Below are 19,518 nucleotides of genomic sequence, written 5' to 3' on the forward strand. Positions count from 1 at the left end.
CTTTATTGCGTGGCCCAGGCGGCGAAGCGTTTTTCAAGCGCCTCGCCCTGGTCGGCCCAGAAGCCGACGTTCATCTGGATGGCCTCTTTCGCATTGGCCGGCGAGGTCGGCAGGTCATCCAGCACCTTTTTGTCGAGCTTGGCCAAAGCCTGGTTGTTGACCGGGCCGTAAGCGATGTTCTGCGCGTACACGGCCTGGGTGGCGGGCTGGCTGGCGAAGGCGATGAACTTCATGGACGCATCCTTGTTGGGCGCGCCTTTGGGGATCACCCAATAGTCGAGGTCGTAGATGCCGCCGGGCCAGTAGATCTTCAGGTTGCGGCCTTCGCGGTTGGCGGCGTCGATGCGGCCGTTGTAGACCGTGCTGAGGGCGACGTCGCCGGCCACGAGGAACTGGGCGGGCTGGGCGCCGGCTTCCCACCACTGGATGCTGGGCTTGAGCTCCGTCAGCTTGCGGAATGCGCGGTCGGCGCCGTCCTTGGTGCCCAGGACCTTGTAGACGTCGGCGGGCTTGACGCCGTCGGCCATCAGCGCGAACTCGAGGTTGTAGCGGGCGCCCTTGCGCATGCCGCGCTTGCCGGGGATCTTCTTGACGTCCCAGAAGTCGGCCCAGCTGGTGGGGGCGGTCTTGACCTTGTCGGCGTTCCAGGCCATCACGGTGGACCAGACAAAAACGCCCACGCCGCATTCCTTGACCGCTGCGGGCAGGAAGTCCGCTTTGGCGCCGATTTTGCTGAAATCGATTTTTTCAAACAAGCCTTCGTCGCAACCGCGCTGCACATCGGGTGCTTCAACTTCGACCACATCCCAGGTCACCTTCTTGGTCTCGACCATGGCCTTGATCTTGGCCTGCTCGCCGTTGTATTCCACCGCGACGACTTTGGTGCCGGCTTTTTCGTAGGGCTCGTAGTAGGCTTTTTTCTGCGCATTGGCATTGGCGCCGCCGAAGTTGACGACGGTGATCTGCTGCTGCGCAAGTGCAGGCAGGGCCAGGCACGAAGCCATGGCGAGGGCGATGATGTTTTTCTTCATGGTGCTATTTCCTCGGTGGTTGATAAAGGCAGAAGGTGAAGGCGGAAGGTAACGGCGGAAGGGACGCTTGAAAATGGTGGAAGGGGATGGTGAATGGTGAATGGGGAATGGGGAACGGGCTTACACCGCATAGATCCGCGTCAATGCGGGCGGAAATTCGAGGTGTACCGCGTCACCCGGTTGCGGCGGCGGCAGGCCGTCCAGCAGGGTGAGGGGCAGCTTGACCGTGGCCTCCACCTGGCCGGCGCCGACGTCGCACAGCAGCCGCAGGTGGTCGCCGAAATAGATGATGCGCGCCACGCGCGCGGGCAGCACATTGGCGGCTGAAGCCGGCGCCTGGCTATGCAGCACAATGCGCTCCGGACGGATATAGGCCTCGACCTGCGCGCCGACGGCCGCCTGGTTGACATGGATGCCGCCCAGGACACGGCCGTCCGGCAATTCAATGCCCGCGGCGCGTCCTTTGCCTTTGAGCACGGTGCTGTCGCCGACGAAACCGGCGACAAAGCGGTTTGAGGGTGTCTCATACAGCGCCTCCACGGGGGCCAGTTGCTGGATCGCGCCATCGTTGAAGACCGCCACGCGGTCGCTCATGGTCAGTGCCTCGCCCTGGTCGTGCGTGACATAGACGAAGGTGACGCCCAGCTGCTTGTGCAGTTCCTTCAGCTCAATCTGCATGTGCTCGCGCAGCTGCTTGTCGAGCGCGCCCAGCGGTTCGTCCATGAGCACGAGCTGGGGCTCGAACACCAGCGCCCGCGCCAGGGCGACGCGCTGCTGCTGGCCGCCCGACAGCTGCCCGGGCAGGCGGTCGGACATGCCCGAAAGGCGGACCATGTCGAGCGCGCGCAGCACGCGGCTGGCCTGGTCGGCTTTCGGCACCTTGCGCACCGTGAGCGGATAGGCCACGTTCTGGCCCACGGTGAGATGCGGGAAGAGGGCGTAGTTCTGGAACACCATGCCGAAGTTGCGCTTGTGCGGCGGCGTGCCGGTGATCTGCGAACCGTTAAGAAAGATTTCCCCGGCGGTAGGCGACTCGAAGCCGGCCAGCATCATCAGCGTGGTGGTTTTCCCGGATCCGGAAGGGCCCAGCAGGCTCAGGAATTCCCCGCGATGAATGTCAAGGTCGAGCTGCTGCACGACAAGCTGTTCGCCGTCATAAGTTTTCTGCACGCCCGAAAAGCGCACAAGGACATCGTTATCGGTCATCGGTTTTCCTGAGCTGTCCACGAAGATCAGCGCGATGCGGCGAAGCTGTCGGCCAGGATTTTCAGGCCTTCGTCCAGCAAGGCGTCGGACGCCGTGAGGGGGACCAGAATCCTGATCACATTACCGTAGGTGCCGCAGGAGAGCAATATCAATCCACGCCGGGCGGCTTCGCTCACCACGCGTTTGGTCAGTGCGGCGTCGGGACGCGCGGGGTCTCCGTTTTCGAAGAGCTCTATGGCCACCATGGCGCCCAGGCCGCGGACATCGCCGATGGCCGCTTCCTTTTCCGCAATGGCGCGCAGGCCTTTGACCAGGTAGCTGCCCATGGTGTTGCTGCGCTCCAGGAGTTTTTCGTCCTTGAAAACCTTGAGCACGGCCAGTGCCGCCGCGCAGCCGATGGGGCTGCCCGCGTAGGTGCCGCCCAGGCCGCCGGGGCCGGGTGCGTCCATGACCTCGGCGCGGCCGACCAGGCCCGAGATGGGGAAACCCCCCGCCATGGATTTGGCGATGGCAATCAGGTCGGGCGCCACGGGCCACTGTTCGCTGGCATACCAGGTGCCTGTGCGGCCCGCGCCGGTCTGGACCTCGTCGGCGATCAGCAGGATGCCGTGCCGGTCGGCCAGCGCCTTCAGGCGGCTGATGAACTCGGGCGGGGCGATGTAGAAGCCTCCCTCGCCTTGCACCGGTTCAATGATGAAGGCCGCCACGCGCTCGGGCTCGACGTCGTTTTTGAGGATCTGCTCGACCGAATGCAGCGCCTGGTCGATGCTGACACCGTGCAGCGCGTTGGGGTATTCGGCATGGAACACCTCGCCGGGGAAGGGGCCGAAGCCCAGCTTGTAGGGCGCCACCTTGCCGGTCATGCCCAATGTCATGTTGGTCCGGCCGTGGTAGCCGCCCGTGAAGGCGATGATGCCGGGGCGCTTGGTATAGGAGCGCGCCACCTTGACGGCGTTCTCGACGGCCTCGGCGCCGGTGCTCAGCAGCAGGGTCTTTTTGGCGAAATTTCCAGGCGCCAGCGCGTTGAGCTTTTCCGCCAGTTCGACATAGGGTTCATAGGCGACCACCTGGAAGCAGGTGTGCGTGTAGAGCTCGAGCTGGGCTTTGACCGCGGCAATGACTTCGGCATGCAGGTGGCCGGTGTTGAGGACGGCGATGCCGCCGGCGAAGTCGATGTAGCGGCGGCCTTCGACGTCCCACAGTTCGGCGTTTTTTGCCCGGCTGACGAAAATTTCGTGGGCCTGGCCCACGCCGCGCGTCACGGCGGCTTGGCGGCGCGCCATCAGGGCGGCGTTGCTGGTAGTCTGGTTTGGCTGCATGGTGAAGGTGGTTTCGGTTTTCTGGACAGGGACGGGTGGACTGTAGAAGTGCGGGCCGGGCCCGTCCATGTACACCTTTGCGCTGTTTTCAGCGCACTGTGCGGGTCTAGAATCCTGTACATGGATTCCCCAACCCGGTGCACGAGGATTGCAATGCACAATCTGCCTTTTTTGGTTTTTTGATGCTCACACTCCGCCCGGAACTGCAGACCCCCCTGGTGAGCCAGATCGTTGACGGCCTGCGAGGCATGATTGCCGGGCAGGCGCTGAAACCGGGCGTCAAGCTGCCCTCTATCCGCGGTTTTGCCGCCATGCACGGCGTCAGCGTCTTCACGGTGGTGGAGGCCTATGACCGCCTGGTGGCCCAGGGATGGCTGGTTTCCCGGGCCAATGCCGGGTTTTTCGTCAAGCGCAGGGGCGATGACGGTGCATCGGGCGCGCCGTATGCGCAGCCCCAGCAGCCGAAATTCGACGCGCGCTGGTACCTCAAGCAGATATTTGAAAACCGCAACCTGCCGATGAAACCCGGTTGCGGCTGGTTGCCGCACGATTACCTGTTCGGGGACGCGATTCGCCGCAGCATGCGGCACCTGTCGACGGACGGCTCGTCGCTGGAAGGTTACGGCCTGCCCCACGGGCATATGGCGCTGCGCATGGTCATCGCGGAGGCCCTGGCTGAAAACCAGATACCGGTCGAGGTGGACCAGGTGCTGCTGACGCAGGGGTCCAGCCAGGCGCTGGACCTGGTGGCCCGGCAGCTCCTCAAGCCCGGCGACACGGTGCTGGTGGACAACCCCGGCTATCCCAACCTGATGTTCATGCTGCGCTTCCTGGGGGCCAACCTGGTGGGTGTGCCGCGCACCCCCACGGGCTACGACCTCGCCGCGCTGGAGGCATTGCTGGCCGTGCACAAGCCCAAGGCCTTTTTCACGCAGCCCCGTTTGCAAAGCCCGACCTGCTCCATCGCCTCGGCGGCCCACCTGCACCGCCTGCTGCAACTGGCCGAGGCGCATGACTTCACGCTGGTCGAAAATGATATTTACGCCGACATGGACCCGACCTCGCGCTCCACGCTGGCCAGCCTGGACCAGCTGCAGCGCGTGGTCTACATCGGCAGCTTTTCCAAAACCATTTCCCCCAACCTGCGCGTGGGCTACCTGCTGGCCAGGGGTGAGCTGATCGAGGACCTGGCCCAGCTCAAGATGATTTCAGGGCTCACGTCTTCGGACATCGCCGAGCGGCTGACCTTCGGGGTGGTCACCGACGGCCGCTGGCGCAAGCACCTCAAGTCGCTTCGGGAAAGGCTGGCCGCGGCGCATCGCAAGACCGAAAAAAACCTGGCCGGCCTGGGATTTGAGCTGTTTCATGAGCCGGGGGCCGGCATGTACCTGTGGGCCCGGCATCCGGACCTTCCGGATGGCGCCGTCCTGTCCAAAGAGGCGACGCCGGAAGGCATCATGCTCGGCCCGGGACAGCTGTTCCTGATGGAACCGCATCCCACGGGCTGGCTGCGCTTTAACGTGGCGTTCTGCGACGACGAGCGCATATGGCGTTTTTTGGCCCAGCGGATCGAGCTGGGCCAGCAGGCGGCCCAGTAAGGGCCCGGCCCGCGCGTGCTGCCTCAGATCTCGATGACGCGCCTGGCGAAGCCCTCGAGGTAGTCCATGAGCTTGTTGGCGCCGAGCACGGCGGCGGCCTCGTCGCCGGTGGCGATGCCCTGGGCCAGCTCCATGTGAAAGCGCGCGCCTTCGGTGATCTCGCCCTCGTGCTGGTAGGCATACCAGAAGCGCCGGCACTGCACGATCAGCGGCACCACGCTCTTGACGGCCGGGCTGTTGCGGCAGGCCTCGTGGTTGACGAGGTCCAGTTCGTGGTCGGCCGCCATGTAGGCCTCCAGGTTGGCGCGCTCGGCGGCCTTGATCATCTTGGCCGCGCAGCCGACGATGGCCTTGCGCTGGGCTGCCGTGGCACGCCGCGCCGAGCACGCCGCGATCACGCCCTCGAGCACGCGCCGCGTGAGGATCACGTCCAGGTGGTCGGCCAGGTCGATGTTGGAGACCAGCAGGCCGCGCCGGGGCTGCTGCACGATCAGGCCGATGGAGACCATGCGCAGCAGCGCCTCGCGCACGGGGGTGCGGCCCAGCTGGGTGCGCTGGGCCAGGTCGGCCTCGACCACAGGCGCACCGGGCTGCAGCTGCAGCGTTGCGATCATGGCTTCGATGGCGTCGTAGGCGACGTCAGCGGCCCGGCGTTTGGCTGGCAGCGGTTGGGGTGCGGTCGTGGGCAGGGGCATGTTGTTGTCGGGTGTCTCGGCGTTGCARCAGGGCCTGCCATTCGCCCACCAGGCCACGCCGGAAGAACGATACGCAGACAATGAAGGTCAGGCCGATGAGGATGGTCACCACGCCGCCCAGGGCGGCGAGGTGGTTCTGCAGGCTGACCACCAGCGCTGAGCCTACCACGGGCCCCCAGCTAGTGCCTAGCCCACCGAGCAGGGTCATCAGCAGCACCTCGGTCGAGGTGCCCAGCGTCACGTCGTTGAGCGTGGACAGCTGCAGCACCAGCGCCCGGAGCGAGCCGGCCAGCCCGGCCAGCGCGGCCGACAGCATGAAGGCGTAGAGCTTGCAGCGGTCGGTGTCGTAGCCCAGCGAGACGGCGCGCGGCGCGTTGTCGCGCAGCGCCTTGAGGGCCTGGCCGAAGGGCGAATGCACGATGCGGTGTATGGCCAGGAAGGCCGCCGTGAACACCGCCAGCGTGAAGTAGTACATGTGGTTGTCGACCGAGAGGTCGACTAGGCCCAGCAGCTTGCCGCGCGGGATGCCCTGCATGCCGTCCTCGCCGCCGGTCCAGGGGATTTGCACCGCCAGGAAGTAGGCGACCTGCGAGAGGGCCAGGGTGATCATCGCGAAGTAGATGCCGGTGCGGCGTATCGCCAGCGTGCCGATCAGCCAGCCGATGGCGGTGGCCACGGCCACGCCCGCCAGGATGGCGAGCTCGACCGGAAACCCGGCGGCGCCGAAACGGATCATCAGGATGCCGGTGGTGTAGCCGGCCCAGCCGAAGAAGGCCGCATGGCCGAAGGACACCAGCCCGGTGAAGCCGATCAGCAGGTTGAAGGCCAGCGCGAACAGCGCGTAGCACATCACCTTCATGACGAAGACCGGGTAGGCGAGCTCGGGGAAGGCCGGCACCAGCAGCGCGGGCAGCAGCAGCGCCAGCAGGATGCGGACGGGCGTGGGGATGTTGGCGAGCAAGGATTTCATGGCCTAGTGCTCCTTGCCGAAAAGGCCGGCGGGCCGGATCAGCAGCACCACCGCCATGATCACGAACACCACCACGGTGGAGGCCTCGGGGTAGAAGACCTTGGTGAGGCCTTCGAGCAGGCCCAGGGCCAGCCCGCTCACGACGGCGCCCAGGATGGAGCCCAGGCCGCCTATCACCACCACGGCGAACACGATGTTGAGCAGGTTGGCGCCCATCAGCGGGTTGACCTGCATGATGGGCGTGGCCAGCACACCGGCGATGCCGGCCAGGCCCACGCCGAAGCCGTAGGTCAGCGTGACCATCAGCGGGATGTTGACGCCGAAGGCCTGCAGCAGCTTGGGGTTCTCGGTGCCGGCGCGCAGCAGGGCGCCCAGCCGGGTCTTCTCGAACAGGAACCAGGTGAAGCCGCAGATCAGGATCGAGGCCACCACCACGAAGCCGCGGTACAGCGGCAGATACATGAAGCCCAGGTCGACGCCGCCCTGCAGCAGCGCGGGCGGGTCGTAGCTGGCCCCCGAGATGCCGTAGAAGTGGCGGAACGCGCCTTCGAGCACCAGCGCGACGCCGAAGGTCAGCAGCAGGCCGTAGAGGTGGTCCAGGTGGTAGAGCCGCTTGAGCAGCGTTTTCTCGAGCAGCACGCCCAGGCCGCCGACGATCAGCGGCGCCAGCACCAGCGCCGCCCAGAAGTTGACCTTGAACTCGGGCCCCAGCAGCAGCGGCAGCTGCGAAAAGCCTATCCAGGCCAGGAAGGCGGCCACCATGAACTGCGCGCCGTGCGCGAAGTTGATGATGTTGAGCAGGCCGAAAATAATCGCCAGCCCCATGCTCAGCATGGCGTAGAAGCAGCCGTTGATCAGGCCCACCAGCAACTGGGCCAGCAGGGACTGCATCGGGATGTCAAACATGATGTGTGTTTCGTGAGTGGCGGGGGGGGGGGGGGGGGGGCGGCAGCAGCAGCATGTCGTGCACCAGCGCGCCGTCCTCGCGCAGCTTGCCCTTGCGGATCACGGCGTCGTCGATGGTCATCTTGCGCAGCTGCGCCATCACGGCCTTGGCCTCGTCGGTGCCGGCGGCCTGGATGGCTTTGAGGTAGCTCAGCGTGGCCGAGTAGACGCCGGCCTGGGCGGCGGTGGGCATGCGCTTTTGTTTTTCAAAGAACTTCCTCGACCAGGCGCGCGAGCGCTCGTCGAAGTCCCAGTAAAAGGCTTCGCTCAGGTACATGCCCTGCGCCTTGTCCAGGCCTATGCTGTGGACGTCGGAGATGTAGGTGAGCAGCGGCGCGACCACCTGCTTGCGCGTGATGCCGTATTCATTGGCCTGCTTGATGGCGTTGACGGTGTCGTTGCCGGCGTTGGCCAGCGCGATGACGTCGGCCTTGGAGGCCTGCGCCTTGAGCAGGAAGGACGAGAAGTCATTGCCCGGGAAGGGGTGGCGCGAGCTGCCGACCACGCTGCCGCCGTCGGCCTTGATGACCTCGGTCGCGTCTTTTTCCAGGGAATGGCCGAAGGTGTAGTCGGCGGTGATGAAGTACCAGGTCTTCTTGCCTTCCTTGACCAGCGCGCGCGCCGTGCCGGCGGCCAGCGCGTAGGTGTTGGTGGTCCACTGCGCCGTCAGCGGCGTGCATTTTTCGCCGAGGATGGCGGTGGCCAGGCCGGAAGAAGGCATGACGATGCGGTTCTTCTGCCGCGCGATTTCCATCACGGCCAGTGCGGTGGAGGTGGTGGGGAAGTCCGTCACCATGTCGACCTTGCCCTGGTCGAACCAGCCGCGCGCCAGGTTGGCGGCCACGTCGGGCTTGTTCTGATGGTCGGCGAAGACCAGTTCGATGGGTTTGCCCAGCACCTTGCCGCCCATCTCCTCGATGGCCATGCGCGCCGCCGTGACCGAACCCTGGCCGGACAGGTCGGAGTAGATGCCGGAGAGGTCGTTGAGCACGCCGATCTTCACGACGTCGTCGCTGACCTGGGCGTGCAGGGAAAAGGACGAGAGGGCGGCGCAGGCCGCCAGGCAGACGGAGAGTTTGCGAAATGGCATGAGGGACTCCATGGGTTGGGGAAGGGTGAGGAAAAGAAAGAAGGGGACGTTGAAAACTCAGATGCCGAGCAGCTCGTTGAGCCGGTCCTGCCGGGCTTCGACTTCGCGCTGCTCCATGACCTCGACCACCTGGCCGTGCTCGATCACGTAGTGGCGGTCGGCCAGGTGCCTGGCGAAGCGGAAGTTCTGCTCCACCAGCACGATGGTGAAACCGCGCGCCTTGAGCTCGCGTATCACCTGGCCGAGCTTTTGCACGATCACCGGCGCTAGGCCCTCGGTGATTTCGTCGAGCAGTAACAGCTGGGCGCCGGTGCGCAGGATGCGCGCCATCGCGAGCATCTGCTGCTCGCCCCCGGACAGCCGCGTGCCGGGGCTGCCGGCGCGCTCCTTGAGGTTAGGGAACATGGCGTAAATCTGCTCGAGCGACATGCCGCCTTCGCCGACCTTGGGCAGCAGCAACAGGTTTTCCTCGGCGGTCAGCGAGGCATAGATGCCGCGCTCTTCCGGGCAGTAGCCCAGGCCAAGGCGTGCGATGCGGTGCGGCGGCAGGGTGATGGTTTCCTTGCCGGCCACCCGGATGGAGCCGGTGCGCTTGCCGACCAGCCCGAGGATGGCGCGCAGGGTGGACGTGCGGCCGGCGCCGTTGCGGCCCAGCAGGGTGATGCATTCACCGGCCTTGACGTCGAGGTTGATGCCCTGCAGCACATGCGATTCGCCGTACCAGGCGTGCAGGTCGCGGATGGTGAGCATGGCGTCGCCCGCGTGGTGGGTGTGTTCAGGCATCTTCCTCGACTCCCATATAAGCCTCGCGCACGGCGGGGTTGGTGGAAACTTCTGTGTACGGCCCTTCGGCCAGCACCTCACCGCGCTGCAGCACGGTGATGGTGTCGCTGATGTCGGCCACCACCTTCATGTTGTGTTCCACCATCAGCACCGTGCGCTGCGCGGACACCTGCTTGATCAGCGCCTTGATGCGGTCCACGTCCTCGTGGCCCATGCCCTGGGTGGGCTCGTCGAGCAGCAGCAGTTCCGGGTCCAGCGCCAGCGTGGTGGCGATTTCCAGCGTGCGCTTGCGGCCGTAGGGCAGGTCGCCGGCCAGAAGCGCGGCAAAGCGCGCCAGGCCGACCTGCTCGAGCAGGGCCATGGCCGGCGCGTCGAGCCGCTGCATCGCGGCGATCGACTGCCAGAAGCGGTACTCCACGCCGAGCTTGCGCTGCAGCGCGATCTTGACGTTCTCCAGCACCGTGAGCTGCGGGAACACGGCGGAAATCTGGAAGGAGCGCACGATGCCGCGGCGCGCGGTCTGCGCGGGCTTTTCGTGCGTGATGTCGATGCCGTTGAAGAGGATCTTCCCCTCGGTCGGTGTATGGAATTTGGTCAGCAGGTTGAAGACCGTGGTCTTGCCGGCGCCGTTGGGGCCAATCAACGCGTGGATGCTGCCGCGCTTGACGCGCAGGGCGACGCCGCGCACGGCGACAAAGCCGCGGAACTCCTTGCTGAGCCCCTGGGTTTCGAGAATGATGTCCTGTGGCATGGTGGTGGCGGGGTGCTTTCAGTCGGTGGTGGACGGGTTGGCCAGCGTGGTGATGCGTGCCGGCGACAGCGGCGGGCGCGGCACGGGCGGCGTCCAGCCAAAAAGGAATTGCGCCGCCGCGCCGCAGACGCGGCCCTGGCAGGCGCCCATGCCGCAGCGCGTGTGCAGCTTGGCGTCGGTCCAGCCCTTGCAAGCGGCGAGCGCCGCCTGCGGCACGTCTTCGCAGCGGCAGACCAGGGTGTCGGGTCGTGCCAGGGTTTTGAGCGACGGGGCCAGGGTGAAGTGGCGTTGCAACTGGTCGGCGAAGGCCTGCCAGTGCGAGCGTTGCGGACCGTGGTGGAGCGCGGCACCGGTGTTTTCGACGGCCGCATGGCCGGCGATGCGGCCCTGCGCGAGCGCGCGCTCACTGCCGCCCACGCCGGTGCATTCACCGGCCGCGTAGACACCGGCCATACTGGTCGCCTGCAGGGTGTCAATCGCCAGCGCCGGCGCGCCGCCGTGATCTGGCGTGAGCGCGCAGCCTAGCAGCTGGCCCAGTTCGGTGTTGGGCACCAGGCCGAAGCCGCAGGCCACACGGTCGCAGGCGATGTCCGTCTCCCGGCCGGCATGGTGAAGCCGCACCGACTCGACGCGGCCCGCGCCCTGCACCGAGACAGCACGGGTGCCGGTGCGGTAGCGCGTGCTGGCCAGGCCCAGGGCCTGTGTTGCCTTGCCGGGCCAGCGCAGCAACTGGCCCGCAAAGCCCGCGATCGATGCCAGGCCGGCCTGTTCGGCGATGCGCAGCACGCGCGCGCCGGCCTGGCGCGCCGTGGCGGCGGCCACCAGCAGCAAGGGACCGCTGCCGGCGATGACGATGCGTTCGCCGGCGACAGGCAAGCCGGCCTTGACCAGCGCCTGCAAACCGCCGGCTCCTGTGACGCCGGGCAGCGTCCAGCCCGGGAAGGGCAGCAGCAGCTCGCGCGCGCCCGTGCACAGGATCAGCTTGCCGTAGCGCTGCACCCAGCCTTGTTTTTCGTCTTCCAGCAGCAGTGCACCGGCGCCGGCGGGGCTGACGACGCGTGTGCCGCACAGCAGGCGCACGTTGGCGCAGCGCGCCAGCGCCTCGCGCATGCGCAGCGCCTGCGGCGGCAGGTGGGCGCCCGGGCCGTCGCGCCAGATCTGGCCGCCGGGGGCCGGGTTGTCGTCCAGCAGCGTGATGCGGGCCCCGCTGGGCGCGGCGGCCAGCGCCGCGGCCATGCCCGCGGGGCCTGCGCCGATGATCAACACATCGCAATATTCAATTGCCGTTGACGATTTTTTGACGTTCACGTTGCAGCCTCCACCACCATGCCGTCTTCGCAGTGCGTCTGGCAGGCCAGCCGGCGCAGGCCGTCGATGTCGACGCGGCATTCCTGGCAGATACCCATGCCGCAGAAGGGCGCGCGGGCTTCGCCGTGCACGGAGCGGCGTGCCATGCCCATGCGCGCGGCGTCGGCGATGCGCAGCGCCGCGGCCACGGAGGTACCTGTCTTGACCGACAGCGGCCGGCCGTTGACGTGGAGCGTCACGGTGTGGGGTGTTTTCATGGGTGTGCCGTTTCCGTAAACCGCTGGGCGGCATAGGGCGCGGGGTCGAAGGCGGGCGCGGCGCCGGTCATCTGCGCGGCCAGCAGCTGTGCCGTGCCGGTGGCCGTGGTGACACCCAGTCCTTCATGGCCGACGGCCAGCCACAGGCCTTCACGCCAGGGATGGCGGCCTATCAGGGGCAGGCTGTCGGGCGTGGCGGCGCGCAGCCCGGTCCAGTTGCGGATGGCATTCAGGCCGGCAAGCGCGGGAATGTAGGCCAGCGCGCGTTGCAGCATCCGCGAGACCATGGCGGCTTCCACCGCGAGATCGGTGGTGCCGAACTGCCGCGACGAGCCGACCAGCAACTGCCCGGTGGGGCGCGGCTGCAGGTTGAACGCGACCGACGGGCCCTCGCTGTGGTGCGCGCTGGTGACGTAGCCGAGCTCCACCAGCTGGTGGTGCACCTTGCCTGGGTAACGGTCGGTGATCACCAGGTGGCCTTTCTTGGGCCGGATCGGCAGCTCCGGGCACAGCGCAGTGGCATGGATACCGTTGGCCAGCAAAATCATGGGCGCGGTGCGATGGCCTCCATCGGCAAGCTGCGCCCTGTTGCCCTCAATGCGCACGACCTCGGCGTGTTCCAGCTGGATGCGTTCGCCGCCTTGCTCAACCAGCCAGTTCGCCGCTGCTGGTGCGTACACAATGCTGTCGCCGGTCACTTTCAGGGCCCCGGCGAGCCCCGGGCGAAGCGCGGGCTCGGCCTGTGCCAGCGCCTTGGCGCCCAGCAGATGGCAATCAATGCCGAGTGCGCTCAGGCGGGCGTGTTTGTCTTCGGCTGCCTGCATTTCCGCCGCATCGGCCGCAAGCCAAAGCGTTCCGCACGGGCTGAACGCGCACTCGGGCGGCATCCGCGGGGCCAGTTCGCGCCACAGTGCCAGCGAGCGCTGGCTGAGGGCCAGCTCCGCGGGGTTGTCGTCCATGACCACCAGGTGGCCCATGCCGGCCGCCGTGGCGCCCGGGCGGCGGGCATCGAGCATGCGCACGTTCAGGCCGGATGCAGCCAGGGCGTGCGCGCAGGCCGCGCCCACGATTCCGGCGCCGATCACAAGGACGTCCGCCTCCCGGCTCGATGCTTCAGGCACGGTGGTGCTCACTATGCGCTGCGTCGCTCATGGCGTTGTCGGTGATGGCCGTGTTCAGTAACTCGCCAGCGCCGTGGGCTGGGCATTCCTGAACGTGAACACCGTGATGGGCGCCTGGGTCATGTTGCCCTTGTCGTCATAGGTGTAGGTACCCGCAACGCCCTTGTAGCTGCCCTTGTAGATTTCGGCGCCGACCTTGGCCACGTCGATGGAGTCGGCCTTGCGCATGGCCTCTCCGATCAGCATCGTCTGGTCATAGAAGGAAGCGCCGTAGGCGTCCGTATCGAGGTTGAAGCGCTTTTTGTATTTGGCCTTGAAGGCCGGCCCACCCGCGGCCTTTTCCAGCATGGAGCCGCCTTGCGCGCAAAAAACCGTGTCGTTGACCGCGTCGCCGCCGAGCTTGCCCATTTCGGGGCTGCACAGCGTGTCGCCACCCAGCAGCTTGGCGGGCAGGCCCAGCTGTTTCATCTGGCGCACCATGGGCGCGGCCTGCGGTGCGTAGCCGCCGAAGAAGATGGCTTCCGGTTTCTGCGCCTTGAGGTTGGTCAGGATGGAGAGGAAATCCACGGCCTTGTCGGTCGTGAACTCCTGCCCGACCACGGTGAGGCCCTGTTTTTTGGCTTCCTTGACGAACTCTTCCGCAACGCCCTGGCCGAAGGCCGTGCGGTCGTCAATCACGCCGACCTTGCTGACCTTCAGGACCTTGGCGGCGTACACCGCCATGCTGGAGCCGATCTGTGTGTCGCTGGCAATGATCCGGAACAGGTTTTTGTAGCCGCCCTGGGTGACCTTGGGGTTGGTGCCGACGGTCGACAGCATGGCGCCGCCTTCGCTGTAGACCCGTGATGCGGGAATCGCAACGCCCGAGCAATAGGGGCCCATGACGTACTTCACTTTGCTGTCGACGAGTTTTTGGGCCGCGTTCACGCCGGCCTTGGCGTCGCACTGGTCGTCCTCCGACTGCAGTTCGAACTTGAGTGTCTTGCCGCCCACCACCATTTTTTTGGCATTGAGTTCTTCGACCGCCAGGCGAACGCCGTTTTCGTTGTCCTTGCCGGCGAACGCGTTCGGCCCCGAAAGCGGGCCGGTGTGGCCGATGGCCACGACCTGTTCCTGGGCCTGTGCCGTCGACGCCAGTGCGATGGCGGCGATGCCGACAAAAGAAACGATGCTGTTGCGATGTGTCATGGGTGTCTCCTCAATGCGGGTTGCGGGGTTGGAAAAATTACGCGACGGATTGGTACTGCGCCGGCCGCGTGGCCAGGGCTTTTTTGACGACGGACTCGACGAATTCGCGCTCGGCGCCTATCAGCGGCAGGCGAGGGCGGCGCATGTGTTCGGTGCCCACGCCGACCAGGGCGTCGATGAGCTTGAGGTTTTGCACCAGCTTGGTGGACACGTCCAGGTGCAGCATGGGTGTCATCCACTGGTAGAGCTTGAGTGCCTCGGCGAATTTGCCGGCCTTCATGAGGTCATACAGCGCCACGGTTTCGCGCGGGAAGGCGCAGCCCACGCCGGCCAGCAGGCCGTCGCAGCCCAGCGCCAGGCCTTCGTAGGCCAGGTCGTCCACGCCGAGGAAGAGCTGGTAGCGGTCACCCACCGTGTTGCGCAGGTCGGTGATTCGGCGGATGTTGTCGGTGCTCTCCTTGATGGCGACCAGCCATTCGCAGTCGGCCAGCTCGGCCATGTGCTCGGGCTTCAGGTCGACCCGGTAGGCGACCGGGTTGTTGTAAATCATCAGCGGCTTGCGTGCGGCTTCGGCCATGGTGCGCACGTTGAGCATGGCTTCGCGCGCGTCGGCCACATAGATCACCGAGGGCATGACCATGAAGCCGTCCACGCCGAGCTGGTTGGCGCCGGCGATGTAGCGCAGCGCCTCGCGGGTGCTGGTCTCGGACACATTGGCCAGCACCGGCACGCGGCCCTTGCTGGCGTCCAGGGCGATCTTGGCGACCTGGAGCTTTTCTTCGAGCGACAGCGTGCTGGCCTCGCCCAGCGAGCCGCAGGTCACCAGGCCGTGGATGCCGTTGCGGATCTGGAAGTCGATGTGCCGGGCGGTGCCCTCGGCGTCAATGCTTTCGTCGGCGTGGAATTTGGTGGTGATGGCGGGAAAAATGCCTTGCCAGCGGGGGTTGTTCAAGGGAGTGCTCCTAAAAGGACGGGTTGAGATTGCTTGGATGTAAATATATTAAGAAGATATTTAAATTATCTTTATAGGGTATTAAGCAGCTTGCGTGCCAGCTTTTTTGGGGGTAAAGGAGGGTTGAAAAGAGGATTTCGGCGCCGGAATGCGGCATGTGTTGCGCTCTCGTGCCAGGGCGGTGCGCGAGGGCACCGCCTTGATGCGCCGGCCCTGTGCGGGGGATCGCCTCGGGACGGGGCTGTCGCGGGGCCCAAGCCTATAATCGAATGTTCAAGTAAATCAAGCGCTTAGGTGGGTTCGACGCAGTGGGTACGACCTGAGGTCGCCGGCGGCCGGCCACCTTGCCAGACCACAAAATCCAAGATGAGCCAGCCCACCTTTACCGTCGCCGACATCCGCAAGACCTTCCTCGATTTCTTCGCGTCCAAGGGCCACACCGTGGTGCCTTCCAGCTCACTGGTGCCGGGCAACGACCCGACGCTGATGTTCACCAACTCCGGCATGGTGCAGTTCAAGGATGTGTTCCTCGGCACCGACAAGCGCCCCTATGTGCGCGCCGCGTCCGTCCAGGCCTGCCTGCGCGCCGGCGGCAAGCACAACGACCTGGAAAACGTGGGTTACACCGCGCGCCACCACACTTTCTTCGAGATGCTGGGCAACTGGAGCTTCGGCGACTACTTCAAGCGCGAGTCGCTCACGTGGGCCTGGGAACTGCTGACCGTGGTCTACAAGCTGCCGCCCGAGCGCCTGCTGGCCACGGTGTATGAAGAAGACGACGAGGCCTACGACATCTGGACCAAGGAAATCGGCCTGCCGCCCGAGCGCGTCATCCGCATCGGCGACAACAAGGGCGGCCGCTACAAGTCCGACAACTTCTGGATGATGGCCGACACCGGCCCTTGCGGCCCCTGCTCGGAAATCTTTTACGACCACGGCGACCACATCCCCGGCGGCCCGCCCGGCAGCCCCGGTGAAGACGGCGACCGCTTCATCGAAATCTGGAACAACGTGTTCATGCAGTTCGACATGGCGGCCGACGGCAGCGTCACCAAACTGCCCGCGCCCTGCGTGGACACCGGCATGGGCCTGGAGCGCCTGGCCGCCATCCTGCAGCACGTGCACAGCAACTATGAAATCGACATCTTCGACGCGCTGATCAAGGCCGCCAGCCGCGAAACCGGCGAGAAGGACCTGGGCAACAAATCGCTGTTCGTCATCGCCGACCACATCCGCGCCACCGCCTTCCTGGTCAGCGACGGCGTCAACCCGTCCAACGAAGGCCGCGGCTATGTGCAGCGCCGCATCATCCGCCGCGCGATCCGCCACGGCTACAAGCTGGGCAAGAAGACGCCGTTCTTCCACAAGCTGGTGGCCGACCTGGCCCGCCTGATGGGCGACGCCTATCCCAAGCTCAGGACCGACGAAGCCCGCATCACCGCCGTGCTCAAGGCCGAGGAAGAGCGCTTCTTTGAAACGCTGGAAATCGGCATGACCATCCTGGACACGGCGCTGGCCGGCGGCGCCAAGGTGCTGCCCGGCGACGTGGCCTTCAAGCTGCACGACACCTATGGCTTCCCGCTGGACCTGTCGGCCGACGTCTGCCGCGAGCGCGGCGTCGAAGTGGATGAGGCCGGCTTCAATGCTGCGATGAAGCAGCAGCAAGACGCTTCGCGGGAGGCGAACAAAGACAAGATCAAGATGAAGGGCTCCCTGGATTACTCAGGCGGAGCAAATGCATTCACAGGCTATGAACGGCTTGAAGAGCAGGCTCGCGTGCTCGCGCTCTATGTAGAAGGCGTTCCGGTACAGCAGCTGAAAGAAGGGGACACAGGTATCGTGGTACTGGACACGACGCCCTTCTATAGCGAAAGTGGCGGCCAGGTGGGTGATACCGGCGTCCTGGCGGCCGAAGGGGTGCAGTTCGGGGTGAAAGACACCCAAAAAATCAAGGCCGACGTATTCGGCCACTTCGGTACGCAGACCCAAGGCACGTTGAAGGTCGGTGACACGGTCAAGGCTGGTGTCGATATGGCGCGTCGCCACGCCACCGTGCGCAACCACAGCGCCACGCACTTGATGCACAAGGCGCTGCGCGAAGTGCTGGGCGAGCACGTGCAGCAAAAGGGCAGCCTGGTGAACGCCGAGCGCACGCGCTTCGACTTCGCGCACAACGCCCCGGTCACTGATGCGCAGATCCGCGAGATCGAAGCGCGTGTCAATGCCGAAATCCTCTCCAATGTGGCGACCGACGCCAGCGTGATGGCCATGGAAGATGCGCAGAAATCCGGCGCGATGATGCTCTTCGGCGAAAAGTACGGTGAGACCGTGCGCGTGCTGACGATCGGCTCCAGCAAGGAGCTCTGCGGTGGCGTTCACGTCAAACGTACCGGTGATATTGGCCTCTTCAAGATCGTGGCAGAAAGTGGCGTAGCCGCGGGTGTGCGGCGCGTGGAAGCCGTGACCGGCGAGAACGCGCTGGCCTACCTGCAGTCGCTCGAATCCACGGTGCAGGCCGCGGCCGGCTCGCTCAAGGCCAGCCCCTCGGAACTGCAGGGCCGCATCGGCCAGGTGCTGGACCAGGTCAAGCTGCTTGAGAAAGAAATCGCCGCGCTCAAGGGCAAGCTGGCATCGTCGCAAGGCGACGAGCTGCTCACGCAGGCGGTGGACGTCAAGGGCCTCAAGGTGCTGGCCGCCAAGCTCGAAGGCGCCGATGCCAAGACGCTGCGCGACACCATGGACAAGCTCAAGGACAAGCTCAAGACAGCCGTCATCGTGCTGGCCGCGGTCGACGGCGACAAGGTGCAGATCGCCGCGGGCGTAACAACCGACAGCGTCGGCAAAGTGAAGGCCGGCGAGCTGGTCAACTTTGTGGCCCAGCAAGTGGGCGGCAAGGGCGGCGGCAAGGCCGACATGGCCATGGCCGGCGGCACCGATGCGTCCAAGCTGGGTGACGCGCTGAAGTCGGTGCAGGGCTGGGTGGCTGAGCGCGCCTGACCACCTTCCGCTTTAAAAACATCAAGGCCGGTTTCCCGAGGGAAGCCGGCCTTTTTCTTTGTGTGTACTGAGGACTAGACCGCAGCCCAGAACACCGCGAACCAGTGGTTCGGATCGGTCCAGTACTCGACGTGCTTGAAACCGGCCTGCCGCAGCAGCGCCGTCATGCCGTCCACCGTGTACTTGTAGGAGCATTCGGTGTGGATGCGTTCGCCGGCCTTGAAGCGGCGTTCGTGGCCGGGCCAGCGCACCGTCAGGTCGCAGGCGGCTTCCAGGTGCATTTCGATGCGCGACTCGGCGGCATTGAACAGCGCCACATGGCGCCACTGCCGCACGTCGAAGTCCGCACCCAGCAAGCCGTTGATGTTGAGCAGCAGGTTTTTGTTGAAGGCACCCGTCACGCCCAGTGCATCGTCATAAGCGGCTTCCAGGCGCGCCGTGTCTTTCACCAGGTCAATGCCCAGCAGCAGCCCGCGCGCCTTGCCCTGCGCCGGGTCGGCGATGTGCCGCAGGAATTGCAGGGCCTGCGCGGGATGGAAGTTGCCCAGGCTGGAGCCGGGATAGAAAAACACGCGCTCATGCGCCTGGACTTCATCGGGCAGTGCCAACCCGGCCGAGAAGTCCATGCCCAGGCCGACGATGTCCAGCGCCGGAAAGCTGTTCTGCACCTGCTCGGCGGCGTCGCGCAGAAAGTCGACGGAAATGTCGACGGGCACATATTGGCGCGGCTGCAGGTGGGGGATCAGCGTGACGGCCTTGGCGCAGTTGCCCGCGCCCAGGTCGATCAGGCAGGGCCTTTTGATGCCCGCTTCGGCCAGCGTCGCGGCGATACGCCCGTGCGCCGCTTCGAAGATGCAGGCTTCGGTCCGCGTGGGGTAGTACTCGTCCAGGCCGGTGATGGCCTCGAAGAGCCTGGAGCCCAGTTCGTTGTAGAAAAATTTGGGCGACACATGGGCCGCCGCGGCCAGCAGTCCGTCCGTCAGCTCTTGCGTCGTCGCCTGCACCGCCTGCGCGTCGCTGTCCGGACGGTAGAGGGCGATGAATTGCGGCGAGGCGGGAGGCAGCTGGAGCGAAAGGGCCGAGATGTTGAGTGGGAGGTTCAAGATTCGCCTTGGCTACGGTTAGTTGGTTATGTCGTTATGACGTTAGATTTAAAAGCCGTTTGGAAAGGACGTTTGTAGGACTGAATCGCTTTGGGGGCAAGAGGGTGCTTGCCATTTCCCGCCCTATATAGGGTTTGCGGTGGCCGCAGGCTTCCGCCCCCTGCTGCATCCAACACTTAGTCGCCGGGTGTACCCGTTTCTTAC

General features: G+C 65.5%; 17 protein-coding genes. 2 read left to right on the plus strand and 15 right to left on the minus strand.

Going from position 1 to position 19,518, the window contains the following annotated elements; genetic code table 11:
* Nucleotides 1-2: 2 nt before the first annotated feature.
* The 3 genes from AC1D1Y_RS18760 to gabT form a co-directional block, all read right to left on the minus strand.
* Complete coding sequence (locus AC1D1Y_RS18760; protein ID WP_477655643.1) at nucleotides 3-1,031, minus strand: ABC transporter substrate-binding protein; 1,029 nt, start codon at nucleotides 1,029-1,031, stop codon at nucleotides 3-5.
* Between the two features lie 120 nt (nucleotides 1,032-1,151).
* A complete protein-coding gene (locus AC1D1Y_RS18765) occupies nucleotides 1,152-2,237 on the minus strand; it encodes an ABC transporter ATP-binding protein (RefSeq protein ID WP_477683656.1) in 1,086 nt (361 codons plus the stop codon).
* A 26-nt stretch (nucleotides 2,238-2,263) separates the two neighbouring features.
* Nucleotides 2,264-3,556 (minus strand): 4-aminobutyrate--2-oxoglutarate transaminase, encoded by a 1,293-nt coding sequence (gene gabT, locus AC1D1Y_RS18770; RefSeq protein ID WP_477683657.1) that lies wholly within the window; start codon nucleotides 3,554-3,556, stop codon nucleotides 2,264-2,266.
* A 182-nt stretch (nucleotides 3,557-3,738) separates the two neighbouring features.
* On the opposite strand from gabT, the gene AC1D1Y_RS18775 reads away from it, so the two are divergent.
* Complete coding sequence (locus AC1D1Y_RS18775; protein WP_477683658.1) at nucleotides 3,739-5,154, plus strand: aminotransferase-like domain-containing protein; 1,416 nt, start codon at nucleotides 3,739-3,741, stop codon at nucleotides 5,152-5,154.
* Between the two features lie 23 nt (nucleotides 5,155-5,177).
* On the opposite strand, the gene AC1D1Y_RS18780 is transcribed toward AC1D1Y_RS18775, so the two are convergent.
* Genes AC1D1Y_RS18780 through AC1D1Y_RS18830 form a run of 11 tightly spaced genes read right to left on the minus strand, consistent with a single transcriptional unit; the run spans nucleotide 5,178 to nucleotide 15,214 of the window.
* Complete coding sequence (locus AC1D1Y_RS18780; RefSeq protein ID WP_477683659.1) at nucleotides 5,178-5,849, minus strand: GntR family transcriptional regulator; 672 nt, start codon at nucleotides 5,847-5,849, stop codon at nucleotides 5,178-5,180.
* Nucleotides 5,794-6,819, minus strand: a complete 1,026-nt coding sequence (locus AC1D1Y_RS18785; RefSeq protein ID WP_477683660.1) for a branched-chain amino acid ABC transporter permease — start codon at nucleotides 6,817-6,819, stop codon at nucleotides 5,794-5,796. The genes AC1D1Y_RS18780 and AC1D1Y_RS18785 overlap by 56 nt, the downstream gene beginning before the upstream one ends.
* Nucleotides 6,820-6,822: 3 nt before the next feature.
* Nucleotides 6,823-7,725: a branched-chain amino acid ABC transporter permease gene (locus AC1D1Y_RS18790; RefSeq protein WP_477676934.1), complete on the minus strand. Its 903-nt coding sequence runs from the start codon at nucleotides 7,723-7,725 to the stop codon at nucleotides 6,823-6,825.
* Complete coding sequence (locus AC1D1Y_RS18795) at nucleotides 7,718-8,854, minus strand: ABC transporter substrate-binding protein (protein WP_477683661.1); 1,137 nt, start codon at nucleotides 8,852-8,854, stop codon at nucleotides 7,718-7,720. Before AC1D1Y_RS18795 ends, AC1D1Y_RS18790 begins: the two co-directional genes overlap by 8 nt.
* 57 nt (nucleotides 8,855-8,911) lie before the next feature.
* Nucleotides 8,912-9,637, minus strand: coding sequence for an ABC transporter ATP-binding protein (locus tag AC1D1Y_RS18800; protein WP_477655651.1), 726 nt, complete (start codon nucleotides 9,635-9,637; stop codon nucleotides 8,912-8,914).
* The gene (locus AC1D1Y_RS18805) at nucleotides 9,630-10,388 is read right to left on the minus strand and encodes an ABC transporter ATP-binding protein (RefSeq protein WP_477683662.1); all 759 of its coding nucleotides are present in this window, start codon (nucleotides 10,386-10,388) and stop codon (nucleotides 9,630-9,632) included. Before AC1D1Y_RS18805 ends, AC1D1Y_RS18800 begins: the two co-directional genes overlap by 8 nt.
* An 18-nt stretch (nucleotides 10,389-10,406) precedes the next feature.
* Nucleotides 10,407-11,696 (minus strand): FAD-dependent oxidoreductase, encoded by a 1,290-nt coding sequence (locus tag AC1D1Y_RS18810; protein ID WP_477683663.1) that lies wholly within the window; start codon nucleotides 11,694-11,696, stop codon nucleotides 10,407-10,409.
* Nucleotides 11,693-11,953, minus strand: coding sequence for a 2Fe-2S iron-sulfur cluster-binding protein (locus AC1D1Y_RS18815; RefSeq protein ID WP_477683664.1), 261 nt, complete (start codon nucleotides 11,951-11,953; stop codon nucleotides 11,693-11,695). The genes AC1D1Y_RS18810 and AC1D1Y_RS18815 overlap by 4 nt, the downstream gene beginning before the upstream one ends.
* On the minus strand, nucleotides 11,950-13,074 hold the full coding sequence (locus tag AC1D1Y_RS18820) for an NAD(P)/FAD-dependent oxidoreductase (protein ID WP_477683665.1): 1,125 nt from the start codon (nucleotides 13,072-13,074) through the stop codon (nucleotides 11,950-11,952). The genes AC1D1Y_RS18815 and AC1D1Y_RS18820 overlap by 4 nt, the downstream gene beginning before the upstream one ends.
* Nucleotides 13,075-13,128: 54 nt before the next feature.
* Entirely contained in the window at nucleotides 13,129-14,262 is a 1,134-nt protein-coding gene (locus tag AC1D1Y_RS18825) for a branched-chain amino acid ABC transporter substrate-binding protein (RefSeq protein WP_477655655.1), read from the minus strand.
* A gap of 37 nt (nucleotides 14,263-14,299) precedes the next feature.
* Nucleotides 14,300-15,214, minus strand: coding sequence for a dihydrodipicolinate synthase family protein (locus AC1D1Y_RS18830; RefSeq protein ID WP_477683666.1), 915 nt, complete (start codon nucleotides 15,212-15,214; stop codon nucleotides 14,300-14,302).
* Between the two features lie 366 nt (nucleotides 15,215-15,580).
* Between AC1D1Y_RS18830 and alaS the strand changes: the two genes are divergently transcribed.
* A complete protein-coding gene (alaS, locus tag AC1D1Y_RS18835) occupies nucleotides 15,581-18,211 on the plus strand; it encodes an alanine--tRNA ligase (RefSeq protein ID WP_477683667.1) in 2,631 nt (876 codons plus the stop codon).
* A gap of 74 nt (nucleotides 18,212-18,285) precedes the next feature.
* On the opposite strand, the gene egtD is transcribed toward alaS, so the two are convergent.
* A complete protein-coding gene (egtD, locus tag AC1D1Y_RS18840; RefSeq protein ID WP_477683668.1) occupies nucleotides 18,286-19,314 on the minus strand; it encodes an L-histidine N(alpha)-methyltransferase in 1,029 nt (342 codons plus the stop codon).
* Nucleotides 19,315-19,518 lie beyond the last annotated feature (204 nt).

The sequence above is a fragment of the Polaromonas sp. P1_G1 genome (genome assembly GCF_056405595.1).